Genomic DNA, 17,600 nt, shown 5'->3' on the forward strand with positions numbered 1-17,600 from the left:
TCGCCCGCGAACACCGTACCGGCGAATTATGGGTACGGGTCAGGATGATGCCGCCGAACCGACCAGCGCGCCTTTGGACGGTGCGCTGACCGCGCAATTGCGCGCCAGCCTCGAAAGCATGCCCGACGCCTTCGTGCTGCTCGATCACGAATGGCGTTTCACGTACGTTAACTCCAAAGCCGAACGCCAATTGCAGCGCAGCCGCGAGGCGCTGCTCGGCAAGACCCTTTGGGCGGAGTTTCCCGTGGTGGTCGGCTCGCGCGCCGACACGGAGTACCGCCGCATCATGCGGGATGGCGGGCATGCCACGTTCGAAGTCGATTACGCGCTGAACAGCGCCCGCATAGAAGTGCGCGCGTTCCGCACCGAGAGCATGGGGCTTGCGCTCTATCTGCGTGACATCTCCAAAGCCTATGCGATGCAGCAACAGATGCGCCTGCTGCAGGCGGCCGTCTCGCAACTCGACGACATCGTTGTCATAACGGAAGCGGCGACGGCCGAATCCCCCACGCCTGGCATTGTGTTTGTGAACGACGCGTTTGTGCAGAAGACAGGCTACGGTGCTGAGGAAATCCACGGGCGATCGCCACAATTCATGCGGGGCCCGCTGACCGATCTCGTGTTGCTTGAGGACATGCGTCGGCAATTGCTCGCGGGCCAAGCGACGCGCGGTGAATTGATCTATCACACCAAGTCAGGCGCACCGCTCTGGGTCGATCTGCAGATGACGCCGTTTCGCGCGCCATCCGGCGAGGCGACGCACATCGTCATAGTCGCGCGCGAGATCAGCGAGCGGAAGCGCGCCGAGCAGGCTCTGAAGGAGTCTAACGAGCGCTTCCGCATCATTGCGCAAGCCACCGCAGATGTGGTGTGGGATTGGGATCTCGTCGACGACACCATCTGGTGGGGCGACGGCATGCGCACCCGCTTCGGCTACGCCTACGATCAGACGCCGCAGATCGGCGAGAGCTGGGTGCAGCATATCCATCCGGACGACCGCGATCGCGTCGTCAAAGGCATTCACGCCGTCATCGACGGCGGCGAAGAATTGTGGACCGACGAATACCGCTTCGTGCGCGCCGATGGATCGTTCGCGCAGGTCTCAGATCGCGGCTTTGTCATTCGCAACGACAATGATGTCGCCGTGCGCATGGTCGGCGCCATGCTGGAGGTGACCGAGCAACGCGAGCTTGAAGCGCAATTGCGACAGTCGCAGCGCCTGGAAGCTGTGGGGCAGCTCACCGGCGGCGTCGCGCACGATTTCAACAATCTGCTGACAGTGATCCTCTCCAACGCCGAGCTGCTGGAGATACGCCTCGCCGGCAACGAGCAGATGCACGCGCTGGCGGAGATGACGCGCATCGCGGCCGAACGTGGCGCCGAGCTGACAAGTCGTTTGCTTTCGTTCTCGCGTCGCCAAGCGCTTGACCCGAAGACGACGGACGTGGCCCAACTCGCGCGCGGCATGGAAGGCTTGCTGAAGCGCGCGTTGGGCGAGCACGTCGAAGTGCGGATCGCCGCGACCGACGATCTTTGGGAAGCGCTGATCGACAAACTTCAGCTCGAAAGCGCCATTCTCAATCTCTGCATAAATGCGCGCGACGCGATGCCGGATGGCGGCACGGTGAGCATCGAACTAGCGAATGTGTGTTTGCTCGCAGACGGCAACGGCGGCGCGGCTGGCGACTATGTGGTGGTGAGTGTCGGCGACACCGGCACGGGGATGGACGAGGCGACCAAGGCGCGCGCATTCGAGCCGTTCTTCACCACCAAGGAAATCGGCAAGGGCTCCGGCTTGGGCCTGTCGATGGTCTATGGCTTCGTCACCCAATCCAAGGGCCGCATCGAAATCGATACGGTGGTGGGCGAAGGTACGCGCATCAAGCTTTACCTGCCGCGCGCGACTGGCGTCGAGGCTGCGGCGGAAGCTGTCGGCGATAACGCGGCTGTCGCCGCCGGCAATGAGCGCGTCTTGTTGGTGGAGGACGACGACCTCGTCCGCGTGCAGGTCGCCAACGAATTGCGCGAGATGGGCTATCGCGTCGTCACAGCCCGGCACGGCACCGAAGCGATTGAACTGCTGCGCGCCGACACCGCGTTTGATCTTCTCTTCACCGATGTCGTGATGCCGGGCGGCGTCAATGGCCGGCAATTGGCCGATGCGGCGCGCGAACTCGTGCCCGGCTTGCCCGTGCTCTACACGTCCGGCAATCCCGATATCGTGCTGGCCGAAGAGGGGCGCTTGGCCACGGGCACGCACCTCTTGCGCAAACCATACCGCCGCCGCGAACTGGGCTTAAAACTGCGGCAAGCGCTCGCGGGTCGTTCGCAGAACGGGGCTTGAGCGGCGCGCGTCCGCGTGCAGACTCCGCGCAAAGTTGCGGTGGGGCGATGATGAAGCTTCGTGAACTTGTGTGTGCAATGGCGCTCGTGTGGGCGCCGGCGGCCTTGGCGCAAACGCCGCGTGCGGCGGATCAGCGGCTGCAGGCGCTCTACGAGAGCGATTGGGCCTGGAGCATGCGCGAATTCGCCCAGATTGACGATGGCGAAGGCGGCATCACTGATGACGACCATTTGCCGAGCGTGACACCCGCCGCGCAAGCGCGCCGTGCCGCACATTGGCAGGAGGCGTTGGCCGCGCTGAACGCGATCCCGGCTGAACAATTGTCGGAAGGCGAGCGCGTCAACGCCGCCGTGCTGCGCACAAATCTTGAGATCGCCATCGCTGACGCGCGCTTTCGCGAATGGGAAATGCCGTTCAATAGCGATTCCTCGTTCTGGTCGTACCTGGCCGAGCGTCAGCAATTGCGCGATGCGGCGGCGTACCGGCGCTATATCGGCCGCATGCGCGACACGCCGCGCTATTTCCGTGAGCAGATTGCCAACATGCGCGCCGGTCTCGCGCGTGGCTTCAGCGTGCCGCGTGTGACCCTGGAAGGTCGCGACCAATCGATCGCCTCGTTCACGGAAGCCAATGTTGAGCGCAACCCGTTCTACGCGCCGTTTGCGACCATGCCGACGACGATCCCGGCTGCCGAACAAGAAGCACTGCGCCGCGAAGCACGTAGCGTGATCCAAAGCGCAGTGATTCCGGCCTATCAGAATCTACTGCGCTTCTATCGCAACGATTATCTGTCGCGCGCGCGCACCAGCATCGGCGCTGGCGAAATGCCGAATGGCGCTGAATATTACGCAGCGCAGATCCGCGAATACACCACGCTCGATATGAGTGCGGAGGAGGTGCATCAGCTCGGCTTACGCGAAGTGGCGCGGATCGAAGCGGAAATGCAGGCGGTGATGCGCGAGGCGGGCTTTGCCGGCTCACTGCAAGCATTCATCACGTTTTTGCGCACCGATCCGCAATTCTATGCGCGCACGCCGGATGAGTTGATGATGACGTCCGCGTGGGTGGCCAAGCGCGCGGACGAGCGCATTGGCGATGTGATTGGGCTTCTGCCGCGCCGCCGTTTCGGCATCGTGCCGGTGCCGGATGCGATCGCGCCATTCTATACGGCCGGTCGTGGCGGCTTACGCTCGTGCATGATGAACACCTACAATCTGGCGAGCCGGCCGCTCTATAACATTCCGGCGCTCACGCTGCACGAATGCGCGCCGGGCCATTCGATGCAAGCAGCACTCGCCGAAGAGCGCGACGCGATGCCGGCGTTTCGGCGCTACACGTATTTCTCCGGCTATGGCGAAGGCTGGGGGCTCTATTCCGAATATCTCGGCATCGAGCTCGGCATTTATCGCACGCCGTACGAAAACTTCGGCCGCTTGAGCTACGAGATGTGGCGCGCCGCGCGGCTGGTGATCGATACGGGCATCCATCAATATGGCTGGTCACGCGAGCAAGCGATCGACTATCTCGCCAGCCACACCGCGCTTTCGCAGCACGAAGTGGAGACGGAAGTCGATCGCTACATCTCCTGGCCGGGCCAAGCGCTGGCGTACAAGCTGGGCGAACTTACGATCCGGCGCTTGCGCACGGAGGCTGAGGCAGCGCTCGGCGAACGCTTCGATCCGCGGCCGTTCCACGATGAAATTCTAGCGCTGGGCTCCGTGCCGCTCTCAGCCTTGGAAGAACATATGCGCCGCTACATCGCCGCGCGTCAGGCGGTGGCGCCCTAGTTCGCGAAAGCGCGCAGCAACTGGCCATGCATGAGCATGATCGCCAGCGACACAGCTACGCCCACGAGCCCGCGCCAGCCGATCTCGCCCAGCGCCAGCTTGTTGCGGCCTTGGGCGATCGCCGCGAACGGCGCGTTGGAGGTGACGTCGGCGAAGCGGTCCCAGGCTTCGGCGTCGCGGGCGCGGCCTTTTCGGTCGATCGAGCGTGCGCCGAAAATCGCCATGAGTGCTAGGCCGCCGAACAGCATGATGGCGAAGCGCTCGCCATTCAGCAGCAAATGGCCCAGGCCCCAGACGGCCACGCCCCAAAGGAAGGGGTGGCGGGTGATGCGCAGCACGCCGCGCGCGGGCTCTGCCTGCGCCAGGGATTTGCTCTCAAAGCCGGCATAGGTCGGTCCCGGCGACAGCACGCCCGTGACGGCGAGCGCGATGCCAAGGAAGGATAGGAAATAGCCCGGCCAGCGCGCCAAATCGGCCGGCAGCCAGAGCATTTCATTCAGCGGATCAAAGGGATCGGCCCGCATCTCCTGGTAGCCGAAAACCAGCCAGGCCAGCAGCACCAGCGAAACCAGGGAGAAAATCCCGCGATACGGCCACTCGCCGATCGCTCCGACCAACCGGGCGCGGAGCCCCGTGGCGGACACGCCCACATGGATCAGGACAAAGCCGGCCAGCGCCCACGCAAAGTCGTTCATAGAATTCCTCCCGCCGACCGACGCTCGCCCAGCCAAGCTTTTCGCACAAGACGACAAAGCCGCACTGGACGAACCCCGCCAATCTGCTTATTCCCGGGGCCTTCGCGATTCCGGGTGATTAGCTCAGTTGGTAGAGCAGCTGACTCTTAATCAGCGGGTCACAGGTTCGAATCCTGTATCACCCACCAGATTTCATTGAGTTTTTTCTCAGGAAATCCACAGGGAGACCGAGGGGGCGTTGTGACGCCCCCTCGGTTACTTCCCCTCTATTTCCGAAAGCAAATTGCCAACTTACTTGCTTATGTTGATCGAAATAGACGCGTGAATCGGCTCAGAAACGATCTGACGTGAATACCAGTCCACGGTAGAGCTGCTGACTCTCCAAAGTTTAGACCCGCTGACAGCGTTTCTGGTGGGTTGTAAATTTTGTACATAAAAACAATGCACAATCCGCTCTGAGCAGCTGACTATAGCTCAGCTGCTCAGAGCGGTTAAAAGCGGTTCAAAGCATCACTAAGTCAGCGGGTCATAGACAAATTCACCGTGCGGGATGGCTGCGCGCGAAAGCGAATTGTCTCCGGTCTATGCTGCCGCTTGTGGTTGAATGCAGCACCGTCGAGAATGATGCTCAAAGGCATCAGAAACGACGCAGCACTCGCGGGGAGGTTGACGGCTTTCTGCGTTCAGGGGACATAAACGAACATCGCGACCACATCGCGTAATCTCGTGGCGTTCTTTCTCCAATGTCTGATGGCTTTAGGCGTAAAATCGCATTCGGAATAATCGCGCTTCTGACGATCTGCGCGCTTGCAGTCATTGGCTTGGGCGCAATTTCATGGACCGAACAACGCCGCGAACATGGTGTCGAGCGCGACGCTGCTGTCAGCGAACAGCAACAACATGTTCGCGAACCAATAGAGGCTCAGTGTTCCGGTGCGCCCCGCTCACGCAACTTCAGGTGCACGATTGATGCCCCCCAGGCCCCCAGCGACGAAAGATACACCAGTGCCGATTTGCGCGCGCAACAAGACATGGCGGCGTGGGCGTTCGCAACGTTCGTTACGGGCGTTGTCGGCGCGCTGATTACTGTCGCCGGCGTCATCTACGTTGCGTGGACTTTGGCTGAGACCCGCAAAGCCACTGGCGCCGCACAGAGCGCTGCTGACGCCGCGAAAGACGCCAACAAAGCGTTCGCCGAGCATTCCCAGCGAGAGCTACGTGCTTATGTAGGGGTGCCGGTTGTTGCTGTAAAAGATTTAGCCATCGGCGCTCAACCAACTTTCAGCTACCAAATAAAGAATTTTGGAGCGACGCCGGCGCGCGAGCTTGAATCTAAGTACTACATCGTCGCCTGTGACGATCCGAACACCCACAAAGTTAGGACGCCTGCCGATAAGGTCGTGCCAACGTGGAGTTCCAGAGTTGACCTTGCGCCGGGACAAGAGCCGGTCGAGGTGACGCAAACGCACCATGCGAGGTGGACCGAAGCTATGCACACAGCGTTCGCTGCCGGCCAAGGCACGCTTATGCTTTGCGCAATTATCAGATACAGAGACGTGTACGGAAAACGTCACTGGACAATGTTTAAGAGCTATTTGAGGCCCGGGACTATTCGCAACGGGGCTGGCGTTCTTAGCGCGACACGCAAGCACAATCGCGCAAATTGATGTTCCAATGCCGCTGACATGCTGTCAGCAGGTCTAAGCGGTCAGGTGGCGCGGAGGCCCAGATCGCGCTCAACCCAGTCCGACACTTGCTTCGCCACTGTTGACGCGATGTCGTAAGTGTCGAACTCGCGTCGAATTTTGCCTGTTATGTCAACGGGCATGGTGGGCTGTCGTTGATCCTTCAGGAGTAACACGCGCTTGTTGCAAGCGCGCATAAAGCCATACTCAATCTGTACGTTGGGGTTAAAATCGCGATCGTCGATTTGATCGAAGACACAAATCCCGTACTTGCAGCCCAACATGTAGACACAAACGTTGTTCCAGAGGTCGTCGTCCTGTGGGTACGATTTCGCATCTGCTCGATGAGCGAACATCCCAAAGTTCCTCAGTGTCGCGCTGATCGAATTCCAAATTTCGTCGTTTTGCTTCGTTTGAGCGAACCTCATCGCGACGAAAACATTTCGGTCATATTCTGGGTGATCCGTCGAAAATGCATCCAGCATCGACTGCAACGCTTCATAACCAGCGATTGCTCTCGGGCGGCTCAGCGCCTTCGCGAGATTGTCGAGATATTGGCCGGCAATTCGCTTCGCGGAATCTTTCTGTATGTTTTCATCCACCCCAAGCACCGCACGCGGGACGCTTATCGCACCAGGTGCCGTGAAGCCCAGTTCTTGATGACCCACTTTGGCCGCTTCATGGGCGTCGGACTTGCGCTCTACGCCGAGCGCTAGAAAGCTACTCATGGCACTGAACGTTCGCTGAAATGAAAGGTGCAATAGGTCAGGATCAAGAATCGCAACTACGTCTGAAGCAGGGACGCCATCACATTCTCTGAGCGACAATCCTCGCGTCACGGCCCCGGCTTTGATCTCGTCGCCAAGCAGTGCCACGAATGCCCGCACCTTATTCCGATCACCCTCACTGATCTTGTCGTTCCAACGATCCGAGGTGCCCGTCGCAAACATGCCCGTAGTTTCCTTGCCAGATAAACGCCCCATTATGGCATAAAGGGCGCTCCGTTGCCGGAGCGCCCTTTTTTTAGATCAGTCGCGATAATTCCGCGAACCACGAAGCCAGCGGGCGCAATGTCCACGCCAAGGCCAAGCGATACACAGTACCGTCCGACTGACTGGCTTCGATAGCGATTAGCAGGGTCATGCCCCGCTCCTCCTCTACCTCGCACCGTACCCTTAATGTAGCCAAGTAGGTGCGCTAGGCCAGCGGCTCCGGTTTTTTCCAGTACCTAGCCGTCCAGTGAGTGAACCGGAAACACACTTTGGCTAGCTCGTGGGAATTAGATGGAAGCAAATGGTTTGAGTTCAAGTCCCTTACGGCGCGCTGCTTCAGGTGCCAGATTCCTTTGGGACATCGCCCTCGGAAACTTGAGTACACAGAATGTTGTGACGCAACGCGCGCCCGGCGACCGCTGCGCGCCACATGCTGTCAATGATTTTTCTTGTTGTGACGGGTTATTTGTTAAGACACTGGCGAATAAGAGCGTTTTTCGGCTGTTTCGCGCGGTGTTGTGACGAGATTTCCTTGAAAAATAAGGGTTGCCCTGCGTCTCTTAATCAGCGGGTCACAGGTTCGAATCCTGTATCACCCACCATCGCTTTCAACGCAGTCTCCAGTTTTCAACCTCGCCTTAAACGGCGCGGCGGAGAACGTGTGTGATGACCATCCTCGACCGCGCGCACTTCGATCACATGACCGGCGCCGACCGGGCGTTGCAGCTTGAGATACTCGAGCTGTTCCGCGGGCAGGTCTCGGGGTGGCGCGGTGCGTTTGCGTCGGGCGCCGGCTGGCGCGAGGCGTTGCATGCAATGAAGGGCTCGGCGCGCGGCATTGGCTTTACGCAACTTGCGGCGACCTGCGAGGCGGCGGAGCAAGCCGACGAGGCCGGGCGCGCGGAGGTGTTGGGGCAGGTTGAGGCGGCTTTGAGCGAAGCGCTCGTCGCTTTGGAGCAATTCGCCGCTGACGCGCCCTAGTGTTTTCGCGCTAGTCTGGCGGCATGGCCGCAGAGATTTTCACACAGCGCTTCCCGGTGGACGCCGCCGATATCGACGAGCTCGGGCACGTCAACAATATCGTCTATCTGCGCTACGCCCAGGACATCGCCATCGCGCATTGGCGCGCGCGCGCGAGCGAGGAGATGATCGCGGGCTTCGTTTGGGTGGTGATGCGCCACGAGGTCGATTATCGCGCACAGCTCCAGCTTGGCGACGAGGTCGAGGTGCGCACTTGGGTGGCGGATGAGCCGCGTGGGCCGATGTGGCCGCGCTATGTCGATATCTACAAGCTGGGCAGCGACAAGCCCGCCGCGCAGATCAAATCGAATTGGTGCATGCTCGACGCAAACACGCGCAAGCTGAAGCGCGTGCCCATGGATCTGGTGCAGCGCTTCTCGGCTTGATTAGAATTTCGAATAATCCGGCAAGCGGTCGCGGATTTCGCCCATGCGCTCGTAGGCGAGAAACGCCAGCATGAAGAGCTCACAGAGGAAGCGCCAATAGACGAGCGCCACCGCGCCGATCGCTGGCGCTGCGATCAATTGCATGGCGCCTTGGCCAAGATTGCCGGTGAACACTGACATGAGGCCGACGAACATTGTCATCGCCACGAAGAAGACTAGGCCGACCAAGCCCACGTAATAAACGAGCTTAACCAAAGTCGGCCCGAGCAAACGGTCGAAGCCAATAAATCGTTGCAGGATCGATTGCATCGCACGCTCCCGAGAATCGCTTCGCCGATCGGATCAGAGCGCGTAGCCGCCGTCCACCACGAGCGTGGCGCCGGTTGCAGGGCAATCGTCGGAGAGAAGCTGGCGGATGAGTTGGAAAATGTCGCCGTCGAAACGCGCGAGTGCGCTGGGCAGCGTGACGAGGGTTTTGAAAGCACGCCGTTCGTCGCCTTCTTCGCGGATCAAATCCTGAAACAGAGGCGCGTTACGCCAAATCGGCGCGACACCCTGATTGACGGCGTTGACGCGCACATTCGTGGCCGCGCCGTCAAGAGCGGCTGTGCGCAGAACTTCAGCCGCGCCAGCGAGCCCAAGCACGACAATGGCGCCGCCTTGTGCGTTGGCGCCCATGAGATTGGTGAGCGCGCGCAGCGTCAGCGCGATGTTCTCGTGGCCATTGCTGCTCCAGGCGATGAGATCGCCATCGCTCACGGTGACCGCGCTTTGTGCGGCGCTGGTGTCGACGATGGCGTAATCGAGCCGCCCGTACTGGCCGCGGATGAAATCCTGCGCCTGGATCCAGCGTTCGCTGTCGGCGATGTCGAAGGCGAGGGTAGAGACGCGCTCGGGCGGGGTCTCGATGGCGTCGGCGGCGGCCTCCAAGCCGCCCTCGTCGGCATCGACTAGAATGAGCCCGCCCTGGGCGCGGCGCGCGAACTTCCGCGCGGCGGCCGCGCTCAGCCCTGAGGCGGCGCCCGTGATCAGCATCACTGGGTTGAGGCGGTCCATATCCATGGCCCGGTTAGGCCACGGCTGAAGCGCGCTTTCAACACGCATCGCCAGGGCCGCCGCGTCGCGCTATATCGGCGCCAATGACACGTTTCGCGCTTCAATTCGGCCAAACCCAATCGGGGCTCACCTACCTCGAACGCATGACCGCCTATGGCATTTGCCCGCGCGGGGAGAGCAATCTGGCGATCGTCCAAATCGGCAAGAAAGCGCCGTACGAATACGATCTGCCCGGCGGCGGCATCGAAGCGGACGAGGATGAAGCCGCAGCCCTGATGCGCGAATTTCAGGAAGAAACCGGGCTCACGGTGTGGCCCACGCGCGTGATTGGCCGTGCTGGCCAGTTTTGGATCAACAAGAGCGAGCCGCGTAATTCGCTGGCGACCTTCTATGAAGTCGAACTCTCAGCCGACGACGGTGATCCGAGTGAACCAGATCATGCGCTGGTTTGGATGAGCGCCTCCGAAGCGCTCGGCAAAGTGCGCCACGAGGCGCACGCCTGGGCGATCCTACATTGGCTGCGCGTGCGGCGCGGCGTTTAGGTTTGATCGTCGCCGTTGCGCGCGATGTCGCGCAACGGGTTGAGGCCCTGCAGGCGTTCCAGCAGCGTCGGATCGCGAATATCCATCGGCGTGTTGGGCTCAAGCTGATCGAGAATGATCTGCGTGCGCGGCGGCAGCTGCTGAAGACGCGCCGGCGCACGCGGCAGACGGAAAATGTCGTCGGCGGAGGGCGGCTCGGCGAACGTGGTCGCGCCGCCAATGCCGGCATCGCCCGCATCTGCGAACGTAATCGTTTCCGAGGCGGACGCTTGCGCCGTTTGCACGGGCGCAACGTCATTCATGCGCAGCGCAAGCGCGCCGCCTACGGCGACGACGCTGGCCAGACCCATCAGCATGACGGATTGCTGCGATGGGCCGCGTGATGGCTCGAACACGCGCGTGACCGTGCGGAGGCGCTCGTTCAGGGCGTTCCAGGCGCGGCCACCGCGCTCACCGCGCCAGCTCGAGAAGTCGATGACCGGCGCTTGGCGATTGATCTTAGGCGCGCCCGGCGAACGCGAAATCTCAACCAGGCGCTCCGCTGCGGTGCGCTCAGCCCAGGCCAGCATGTATTCCTGCCCCGGCGCCGCAGGCGACCAGATCATCAGCACCGCTTCTTCAGCGTCCTGATTGGCTTCAAGGTCGTGATATGCTTGGCGACCCACCGTCAGGCGCACGATGTGCTGCTCCGCCTCCAGGAGGCGCATCAGCATCTCGGCCACCTTGGCGGCGTCATGCGTGCAGACAATGCGAATATCGATCATTGGGGGGCCGATCGTTGTTGGACCGGACCTCTACCACGGCTTTTTGGTCGCGCCAGCGACTCAGGCCGCATGAGATTGTGAGTAAGTGCGCATTGCTTGTGAGATGAGTCGAAAGCGACACTGCAATGTCACGGTTGCACGTTCTCGCGCGACGCGTGTGCGAAGATTACGACGATGCAATCTTTGTTGTCTCCCGCTACGGAACACGTATTCTGACGCCGCCGCGCGACAGCGACCCGGGGTCAACCGGGCGAAAATGGCGGCGAGAGGGGAAACAGCATGGATATGGCGACGATCCTTCCGTTCGCGGTGCAAGCCTTGGGCGGCGCCATCGGCGGCAACATACTTGGCGCGATCACACGCGGCGGCGGCGGTCTGCTTGGCCGTACCCTGATCGGCGCGATTGGCGGCCTGGCGGCGGGCTATACCGGCGGCAATGTCGAGGCGGTCGGCAATGTCACTTCGATGTGGAGCAATCTGATCGAGGGCGAGAATGGCGCGCACCTGGCGAACCTGATCACAGGCGGCGCGGGTGGTGGCTTGCTCGGCCTGATCGGCGGCCTGCTGATCCGACAGCGTTAAAGATCGCGCCAGAGCAGCGACAGGAATTGCGCGTCGGACCATTGTGTATTGCCGGCGCGCGCCTGACGCACGATCACGAGACCAGCTGACGGCACGACGTAAAGCCGTTGTCCGCCTGCGCCGGCCGCCATGGCGAGATCGGTGGGCGCTGGCGATTGTGCGCGCCAGAGGTCAGTGTCGACGTTAAGGTCGCTGCGATTGCGCGCGATGGCGCCGAGCCAAAGGCCGAAGCCTGCGCGTGATTCCGCGAACGAGCCGCGCAGCGCTTCACGCATCACGTCATCGTCGGCGAGTTGTGCTGCACGCCACACGCCCTCGCGGCGAATCAATTCGCCCACCTGCGCCCAGCCGCGCGCGGAAACGGCGACGCCATCGTCAAAGCGCGCCGCGCCGCCTTGTGCGCGCGTCCATGTGATTGGCGTGCAGCCGATGGGCCCCAGCGTGCGTTGTGTGAGATAGCGCGCCGGATCGGGCTCGCGACCGGAAGCTTCCAGTTTTCGCCGCGCGATTTCTGCGAGCAAAATATAGGGCGCTTCGTCATTGACGAAATGCGTGCCGGGCGACTCACGCGGCTCTAGTGCAATCGCGGTGGCGAGGTCGCGCGTGTCGCGGCGATCGAAGGCGATACCGCTGGCGCCGCTCGCCAGCACGCGGATCGAGATCGTGCTCTTCACTGGATGCGCGCCCCAATCGCCGAGCGTGGCGGCGACGGGTTCGTCGAGATTGAGCAAGCGATCTTGTGCGAGCGAGGCCAGCAAAAGTGGCGTAAACACGCGCGTGCCTTCGCCGACGGGCAAACGCGTATCGGCGGCAGCGCCCGTGTACGCTTCAGCGAGAATGATGCCGTTGCGGACGACGAGGAACGTCGCGCCATTGCGCTCGGTGCTATAGCGCGCGGCCATCGCAAAGCGCTCCGCCGGCTGCGCTTCGGCAGCATATTGGGCGGAGGCGCTGACGACGCTACAGGCGGCGGCGGTCGAAAGGAAAGCGCGGCGGTTCATATCACTCCCCTGTGACCCATTTTCGTTAAAGGGAACCGAACCCGCAAGCCGTGCGTATCCACCGCCATGCGTATTCTATTACTCTCCGCCCTGGCGCTTCTGGCCGTTGGCTGCACCCCAAACCCAGTTTATCGGCAAAGCGAAGCAGCATTGCCGGTGGCCTACATAGATCAGCAAGCTTACCTCGGCCTTTGGCATGAGCAGGCGCGGCTGCCGAATAGTTTCGAGCGTGGCTGCCAGCGCGCAACGGCTGAATATGCCGCGCGCGAGGATGGACTCATTTCGGTGTTGAACACCTGCATTGAAGCGAATGGCGAACGCCGCAGCGCCGAGGGGCGCGCCCGTGCGACAGGCGAGGCCGGCGAGGGCAAGCTTGAAGTGAGTTTCTTCGGGCCGTTCTGGGCCGATTATTGGGTGCTGCAACGCGCGGACGATTATTCCTGGAGCATCGTCGGCGAACCGGAGGGTCGCTACCTCTGGATTCTGACGCGTGCGGAGAACATCAGCCCCGAGCAGCGCGCGGATTTTGAGCGCCGCATCACCGCGCTGGGCTATCGCCCTGCCGATCTGGTCTGGGCCGCGCCCTAACCTCAGACGATCTTCCTGTTGCGGAGCCGCCGCGCGCTTGTAAGGGTGCGCGGCGCGCTTTTGCGGCGGAGGCGGATATGGGCTGGCAAGAATTTCTGGTGTTCGCGGATGCGTCAGAGGATGGCGTCGCGCGTCTGCGCATGGCGATGGATGTCGCCAAGACTTTCAACGGTAAGCTCGAAGCGCTGGTGCTCGCGCCAGTGCCGATCTCTTTCGCGGTGGCGGCCGAGGCCGTTGGCGGATTGGACGCGGAGACCCGCTCGATTGTGCGTAAGGATTGCGATGCCGCGGTGAAGACATTGCAGGGCGTCGCTGGCGCCGGCGTGCATGTGCACGGCGTCGACATTCCCGCCGGCGATTCACAAGCGGCGGCGGCGCGCGCGGCGCGCACGGCAGACTTCGTGATCTTTGGTCAGCCGGAAGAGATGGACGGCTCACGGCTCGATACGGATATTTTCCTGGGCGCCGTGCTGGAAGGCGGGCGGCCATGCTTGATGTTGCCGCGTTGGATCAACCCGCACGCCTGGGGCCGGCGTGCTGTGATTTCGTGGAAGGGCACACCGGAGGCCGCGCGCGCCGTGCAAGCGGCGTTGCCGTTCTTGAAGAATGCGGAAGCCGTGCGCCTCTGCGTCGCCAATCCGCGCGGTGAACGCGAAGGCGAGGACGAGGCCGGCATTGGCCGCGTGATCACGTATTTACTCCGCCACGGTGTGAAGGTGGAAGAGCCGGTGGTGCGCGAAAGCTGGGAAGGGCCGGATCGGATGATCGTGTCCGAAGTCGAAGGCTTCAACGCCGACTTCCTCGTGCTGGGCGCTTACGAAGATCCGAAATGGGCCGAGGAGATTTTCGGCGGCGTCACCGCGCGCATGGTGCGCGACGCGAAAATTCCCATCCTGATGACGCACTAAGCGCGGCGCTATTTGCCCGAGCTTTGTGTTTCTTGCGGCGCGCTGATGTCGGTGATCGGCACGCTGACTTGAACTTGGCGGTCGCCGCGGCGGATCGTGAGGTTCACATTGGCGCCGACGCCGAGGCGATCGAGCGTATTGGTGAGATCGGCTAGGCGACGGACGGGCGCGCCTTCGGCCTGCACGATCACATCGCCCAGCACACCGCCGCGCGGATCGGTGCCGCGCAAGCCGGCTTGATCGGCGGGCGAGCCATTCGCGGTTTGCCACACGAGCACGCCTTCAACGCCGAGCCGTGTCGCGATCGACTGGTCCGCGGCGACGATGCCGATGCCGGCGATGGGCGCGCGGCCATTGGCGATGAGTTGCGGCACAACGCGGGCGACGGTGTCGACCGGCACCGCGAAGCCGAGACCCGCATAGGCGCCGGACGGTGAGAAGATCGCAGTCGTCACGCCGATGACGCGGCCGGCGCTATCGAGGAGCGGCCCGCCTGAATTGCCAGGATTGATGGCGGCGTCGGTTTGGATGACGTCGGCGATCTCGCGGCCCTCTTGCGTGGGCAATTGGCGTCCAAGCGCGGAGACGATCCCGGAGGTGATGGTCTGGTCGAAGCCGAACGGATTGCCGATCGCGAACGTGGCTTGGCCGACGCGCAAATCCGAGGAGGTTCCGAGCGCCAGGGGACGCGCTTGCGTCGGACGTTCGAGGCGCAGGACGGCGATATCGTATTGCGGCGCGCGACCGATGACGGTGGCGCGAATGTCTTCGCCGCCCGGCGGGCGCACGATGATCTCCTGCGCCTGGACAACGTGGTTGTTGGTGACGATGTGGCCAGCCTCATCCCAGACGAAGCCGGTGCCCGAACTAATCTCGACATTGTTGAAGCCGCCGGGCCCGCGCCCGCCGCTGATGACGAGTACGACCGAGGGCGAGGCGGTCTCGAAGATCGCGATCGTCGCTTGTTCGCTCTCCGCCAACGTGCCGCGCGCCTGCACCACGCGTGGGTCCGCGCCTTCGGTATCGACGGGCGAGGGCTGGGCGTTGCAGGCGGCGAGGAAGGCCAGGACGACAAGGGGCGCTGCGCGCATGAGGAGCTCCTACCGCTTAGTGATAGGGATGCCGCCGCACAGGTTCAATCGCAGGCGACGATCAGCGGCTCAGCTCGCGCATGGCGCCGTCGAGGCCTTCGATGGTGAGCGGGAACATCCGGTTTTCGCCGATAATCTCGCGCACGACTTGGATCGAGGGCGTGTGGTCCCAGTGCGCGCGTGGCGTGGGATTGAGCCAGACCACGCGCTCATAGATTTGCGCAACGCGCTGCAGCCAGACCGCGCCGGCTTCTTCGTTCCAATGCTCGACCGAGCCGCCGGGATAGGTGATCTCGTATGGACTCATGGTGGCGTCGCCGACGAAGACGACGCGATAATCGCTCGGATATTTGTGCAGCATATCCCACGTCATCGTCTTCTCGTCGTGGCGACGGCGATTGTCCTTCCACACGCTCTCATAGAGGCAATTGTGAAAGTAGAAGAATTCGAGGCTTTTGAATTCGGTGCGCGCGGCGGAGAAGAGTTCTTCGCAAAGTTTGATGTGTGAATCCATCGAGCCGCCGATGTCGAGCAGAAGCAGCACTTTCACCGCATTGCGGCGCTCGGGGCGCAGCACGAGATCGAGATAGCCTTCGCGCGCGCTTTTCTTGATTGTGCCGTCGAGATCGAGTTCATCCGCCGCGCCCGTACGCGCGAATTTGCGTAGGCGCCGGAGCGCCACCTTGATGTTGCGCACGCCGAGTTCGACGCTGTCGTCGAGATTTTTGTATTCGCGCTTGTCCCACACTTTGACAGCGCGGCCTTGGCCCTTGCCTTCGCCGCCGATGCGCACGCCTTCGGGATTGTAGCCGCCATTGCCGAACGGCGACGTGCCGCCGGTGCCGATCCATTTGTTGCCGCCTTCGTGGCGCTTCTGTTGTTCTTCGAGCCGCTCTTTCAGCGTCTCCATCAATTTGTCCCAACCGCCGAGCGCTTCGATCTGCGCCTTCTCTTCGTCGGTCAGGAATTTTTCGGTGAGCGCGCGCAGCCACTCGGCCGGGATTTCGGCGTTAACGGCGTCGGCCGTATTCTCGATGCCCTTGAACACCGTGCCGAACACGAGATCGAATTTGTCGAGATGGCGCTCGTCCTTCACCAAAGCGGCGCGGGAGAGATAGTAGAAATCCTGCACGTCCGGCGGGATCGCATCCTTCTCCAGCGCCTCGACCAGCGTCAGATATTCCTTGAGGCTGACAGGCACGCGCGCGGCGCGGAGTTCGGTGAAAAAGCGCTGGAACATGCCTAGCTCGCGCCGCCGCGTTGTTCGCGACGCGCCAGAAACGCCAGACGCTCGAACAGCATCACGTCGGCTTCGTTCTTCAGCAATGCACCGTGCATCGGCGGGATCAGCTTCGACGGATCGCGCTGCTTCAGAGTTTCCGGGTCGACGTCATCCGTGAGCAGGAGCTTCAGCCAATCGATCAATTCGCTGGTGCTCGGCTTCTTCTTCAAGCCCGGCACTTTGCGCATGTCGTAGAAGATTTTGAGCGCTTCGTTGATCAGGCGCGCCTTTACGCCCGGATAATGGCTCTCGATGATGGCGCGCATCGTGTCTTCATCGGGGAAGCGGATGTAGTGGAAGAAGCAGCGGCGCAGGAACGCGTCCGGCAATTCCTTCTCGTTGTTCGAGGTGATGATGATGATCGGGCGCTGCTTGGCCTTGATCGTCTTGTTGATCTCGTAAACGTAGAATTCCATGCGATCGAGCTCTTGCAGGAGATCGTTCGGAAACTCGATGTCAGCCTTATCGATTTCGTCGATCAGCAGGATCGGGCGCACGTCGCTTTCGAAGGCTTCCCAAAGCTTGCCGCGCTTGATGTAGTTCGAGATGTCGGCAGAACGCGCGTCGCCCAATTGGCTGTCGCGCAGGCGCATGACGGCGTCGTATTCGTAGAGGCCTTGCACGGCCTTCGTGGTCGACTTGATGTGCCATTCGATCAGCGGTGCGCCGATGGCCTTGGCGACCTCGATCGCCAGCATCGTCTTGCCGGTGCCCGGCTCGCCCTTGATCAGAAGCGGCCGCTCCAGCGTGATCGCCGCGTTCACGGCGACCTTGAGGTCTTCCGTAGCGACATAGTCTTTGGTGCCTTCGAACCGCATTACCGCTCCTGAATGTTGCACCACAGCAATAAGGCCGGCCGCTGCGCCGACGCAAGGCT

General features: G+C 62.0%; 18 protein-coding genes and 1 tRNA gene. 10 read left to right on the top strand and 9 right to left on the bottom strand.

Annotated elements, in window-relative coordinates; translation table 11 throughout:
* Positions 1-28 precede the first annotated feature (28 nt).
* Together EPJ54_RS18595 and EPJ54_RS18600 are read left to right on the top strand one after the other, a co-directional pair.
* Positions 29-2,344, top strand: coding sequence for a PAS domain S-box protein (locus EPJ54_RS18595; RefSeq protein ID WP_135213274.1), 2,316 nt, complete (start codon positions 29-31; stop codon positions 2,342-2,344).
* Between the two features lie 50 nt (positions 2,345-2,394).
* Positions 2,395-4,131: a DUF885 domain-containing protein gene (locus tag EPJ54_RS18600; protein ID WP_420823051.1), complete on the top strand. Its 1,737-nt coding sequence runs from the start codon at positions 2,395-2,397 to the stop codon at positions 4,129-4,131.
* Here EPJ54_RS18600 and EPJ54_RS18605 read toward each other — a convergent pair.
* Positions 4,128-4,826 carry an NnrU family protein gene (locus EPJ54_RS18605; RefSeq protein ID WP_135213275.1) on the bottom strand — a complete coding sequence of 233 codons (699 nt, stop codon included), beginning with the start codon at positions 4,824-4,826 and terminating at the stop codon, positions 4,128-4,130. The two genes, EPJ54_RS18600 and EPJ54_RS18605, sit on opposite strands and share 4 nt — an antisense overlap.
* A 112-nt stretch (positions 4,827-4,938) precedes the next feature.
* Here EPJ54_RS18605 and EPJ54_RS18610 point away from each other — a divergent pair.
* Positions 4,939-5,014 (top strand) — tRNA-Lys (locus EPJ54_RS18610).
* Positions 5,015-5,569: 555 nt separating this feature from the next.
* Positions 5,570-6,493 (top strand): hypothetical protein, encoded by a 924-nt coding sequence (locus tag EPJ54_RS18615; RefSeq protein WP_135213276.1) that lies wholly within the window; start codon positions 5,570-5,572, stop codon positions 6,491-6,493.
* Positions 6,494-6,534: 41 nt separating this feature from the next.
* Here EPJ54_RS18615 and EPJ54_RS19965 read toward each other — a convergent pair whose 3' ends face one another.
* Positions 6,535-7,461 (bottom strand): hypothetical protein, encoded by a 927-nt coding sequence (locus tag EPJ54_RS19965; protein WP_167755843.1) that lies wholly within the window; start codon positions 7,459-7,461, stop codon positions 6,535-6,537.
* A 708-nt stretch (positions 7,462-8,169) separates the two neighbouring features.
* Between EPJ54_RS19965 and EPJ54_RS18625 the strand changes: the two genes are divergently transcribed.
* Entirely contained in the window at positions 8,170-8,484 is a 315-nt protein-coding gene (locus EPJ54_RS18625; RefSeq protein WP_135213277.1) for an Hpt domain-containing protein, read from the top strand.
* 23 nt (positions 8,485-8,507) lie between these two features.
* Positions 8,508-8,909, top strand: a complete 402-nt coding sequence (locus EPJ54_RS18630; protein ID WP_135213278.1) for an acyl-CoA thioesterase — start codon at positions 8,508-8,510, stop codon at positions 8,907-8,909.
* On the opposite strand, the gene EPJ54_RS18635 is transcribed toward EPJ54_RS18630, so the two are convergent.
* Positions 8,910-9,218 carry a DUF4282 domain-containing protein gene (locus EPJ54_RS18635; RefSeq protein ID WP_135213279.1) on the bottom strand — a complete coding sequence of 103 codons (309 nt, stop codon included), beginning with the start codon at positions 9,216-9,218 and terminating at the stop codon, positions 8,910-8,912.
* Between the two features lie 33 nt (positions 9,219-9,251).
* On the bottom strand, positions 9,252-9,971 hold the full coding sequence (locus tag EPJ54_RS18640; protein ID WP_167755844.1) for an SDR family NAD(P)-dependent oxidoreductase: 720 nt from the start codon (positions 9,969-9,971) through the stop codon (positions 9,252-9,254).
* 77 nt (positions 9,972-10,048) lie between these two features.
* Here EPJ54_RS18640 and EPJ54_RS18645 point away from each other — a divergent pair, with 77 nt between their 5' ends.
* Complete coding sequence (locus EPJ54_RS18645) at positions 10,049-10,507, top strand: NUDIX domain-containing protein (protein ID WP_135213281.1); 459 nt, start codon at positions 10,049-10,051, stop codon at positions 10,505-10,507.
* Here EPJ54_RS18645 and EPJ54_RS18650 read toward each other — a convergent pair.
* A complete protein-coding gene (locus EPJ54_RS18650) occupies positions 10,504-11,271 on the bottom strand; it encodes a hypothetical protein (protein ID WP_135213282.1) in 768 nt (255 codons plus the stop codon). The genes EPJ54_RS18645 and EPJ54_RS18650 overlap by 4 nt on opposite strands.
* A 279-nt stretch (positions 11,272-11,550) precedes the next feature.
* Here EPJ54_RS18650 and EPJ54_RS18655 point away from each other — a divergent pair, with 279 nt between their 5' ends.
* Positions 11,551-11,853, top strand: coding sequence for a hypothetical protein (locus EPJ54_RS18655; RefSeq protein WP_135213283.1), 303 nt, complete (start codon positions 11,551-11,553; stop codon positions 11,851-11,853).
* Here the strand turns inward: EPJ54_RS18655 and EPJ54_RS18660 are convergent.
* Complete coding sequence (locus EPJ54_RS18660) at positions 11,850-12,854, bottom strand: serine hydrolase domain-containing protein (RefSeq protein ID WP_135213284.1); 1,005 nt, start codon at positions 12,852-12,854, stop codon at positions 11,850-11,852. The genes EPJ54_RS18655 and EPJ54_RS18660 overlap by 4 nt on opposite strands.
* Before the next feature lie 66 nt (positions 12,855-12,920).
* On the opposite strand from EPJ54_RS18660, the gene EPJ54_RS18665 reads away from it, so the two are divergent.
* The gene (locus EPJ54_RS18665) at positions 12,921-13,442 is read left to right on the top strand and encodes a lipocalin family protein (RefSeq protein WP_135213285.1); all 522 of its coding nucleotides are present in this window, start codon (positions 12,921-12,923) and stop codon (positions 13,440-13,442) included.
* Positions 13,443-13,519: 77 nt separating this feature from the next.
* A complete protein-coding gene (locus EPJ54_RS18670; RefSeq protein WP_135213286.1) occupies positions 13,520-14,350 on the top strand; it encodes a universal stress protein in 831 nt (276 codons plus the stop codon).
* Positions 14,351-14,358: 8 nt separating this feature from the next.
* Here the strand turns inward: EPJ54_RS18670 and EPJ54_RS18675 are convergent, their stop codons facing one another.
* From EPJ54_RS18675 to EPJ54_RS18685, 3 genes are all read right to left on the bottom strand, one after another.
* Positions 14,359-15,441 (bottom strand): S1C family serine protease, encoded by a 1,083-nt coding sequence (locus EPJ54_RS18675; protein ID WP_135213287.1) that lies wholly within the window; start codon positions 15,439-15,441, stop codon positions 14,359-14,361.
* A gap of 61 nt (positions 15,442-15,502) precedes the next feature.
* A complete protein-coding gene (locus tag EPJ54_RS18680) occupies positions 15,503-16,681 on the bottom strand; it encodes a vWA domain-containing protein (protein ID WP_135213288.1) in 1,179 nt (392 codons plus the stop codon).
* Positions 16,682-16,683: 2 nt separating this feature from the next.
* Entirely contained in the window at positions 16,684-17,541 is an 858-nt protein-coding gene (locus EPJ54_RS18685) for an AAA family ATPase (protein ID WP_135213289.1), read from the bottom strand.
* Between the last annotated feature and the right edge of the window lie 59 nt (positions 17,542-17,600).

The sequence above is a fragment of the Vitreimonas flagellata genome, assembly GCF_004634425.1.
Classification (GTDB): domain Bacteria; phylum Pseudomonadota; class Alphaproteobacteria; order Caulobacterales; family Aquidulcibacteraceae; genus Vitreimonas; species Vitreimonas flagellata.

Excerpts from the sequence above, each read along its gene's own strand:
- EPJ54_RS18595 (WP_135213274.1), top strand. The coding sequence starts at position 29 with ATGGGTACGGGTCAGGATGATGCCGCCGAACCGACCAGCGCGCCTTTG.
- EPJ54_RS18600 (WP_420823051.1), top strand. The coding sequence starts at position 2,395 with ATGAAGCTTCGTGAACTTGTGTGTGCAATGGCGCTCGTGTGGGCGCCG.
- EPJ54_RS18605 (WP_135213275.1), bottom strand. The coding sequence starts at position 4,826 with ATGAACGACTTTGCGTGGGCGCTGGCCGGCTTTGTCCTGATCCATGTG.
- EPJ54_RS18615 (WP_135213276.1), top strand. The coding sequence starts at position 5,570 with ATGTCTGATGGCTTTAGGCGTAAAATCGCATTCGGAATAATCGCGCTT.
- EPJ54_RS19965 (WP_167755843.1), bottom strand. The coding sequence starts at position 7,461 with ATGTTTGCGACGGGCACCTCGGATCGTTGGAACGACAAGATCAGTGAG.
- EPJ54_RS18625 (WP_135213277.1), top strand. The coding sequence starts at position 8,170 with ATGACCATCCTCGACCGCGCGCACTTCGATCACATGACCGGCGCCGAC.
- EPJ54_RS18630 (WP_135213278.1), top strand. The coding sequence starts at position 8,508 with ATGGCCGCAGAGATTTTCACACAGCGCTTCCCGGTGGACGCCGCCGAT.
- EPJ54_RS18635 (WP_135213279.1), bottom strand. The coding sequence starts at position 9,218 with ATGCAATCGATCCTGCAACGATTTATTGGCTTCGACCGTTTGCTCGGG.
- EPJ54_RS18640 (WP_167755844.1), bottom strand. The coding sequence starts at position 9,971 with ATGGATATGGACCGCCTCAACCCAGTGATGCTGATCACGGGCGCCGCC.
- EPJ54_RS18645 (WP_135213281.1), top strand. The coding sequence starts at position 10,049 with ATGACACGTTTCGCGCTTCAATTCGGCCAAACCCAATCGGGGCTCACC.
- EPJ54_RS18650 (WP_135213282.1), bottom strand. The coding sequence starts at position 11,271 with ATGATCGATATTCGCATTGTCTGCACGCATGACGCCGCCAAGGTGGCC.
- EPJ54_RS18655 (WP_135213283.1), top strand. The coding sequence starts at position 11,551 with ATGGATATGGCGACGATCCTTCCGTTCGCGGTGCAAGCCTTGGGCGGC.
- EPJ54_RS18660 (WP_135213284.1), bottom strand. The coding sequence starts at position 12,854 with ATGAACCGCCGCGCTTTCCTTTCGACCGCCGCCGCCTGTAGCGTCGTC.
- EPJ54_RS18665 (WP_135213285.1), top strand. The coding sequence starts at position 12,921 with ATGCGTATTCTATTACTCTCCGCCCTGGCGCTTCTGGCCGTTGGCTGC.
- EPJ54_RS18670 (WP_135213286.1), top strand. The coding sequence starts at position 13,520 with ATGGGCTGGCAAGAATTTCTGGTGTTCGCGGATGCGTCAGAGGATGGC.
- EPJ54_RS18675 (WP_135213287.1), bottom strand. The coding sequence starts at position 15,441 with ATGCGCGCAGCGCCCCTTGTCGTCCTGGCCTTCCTCGCCGCCTGCAAC.
- EPJ54_RS18680 (WP_135213288.1), bottom strand. The coding sequence starts at position 16,681 with ATGTTCCAGCGCTTTTTCACCGAACTCCGCGCCGCGCGCGTGCCTGTC.
- EPJ54_RS18685 (WP_135213289.1), bottom strand. The coding sequence starts at position 17,541 with ATGCGGTTCGAAGGCACCAAAGACTATGTCGCTACGGAAGACCTCAAG.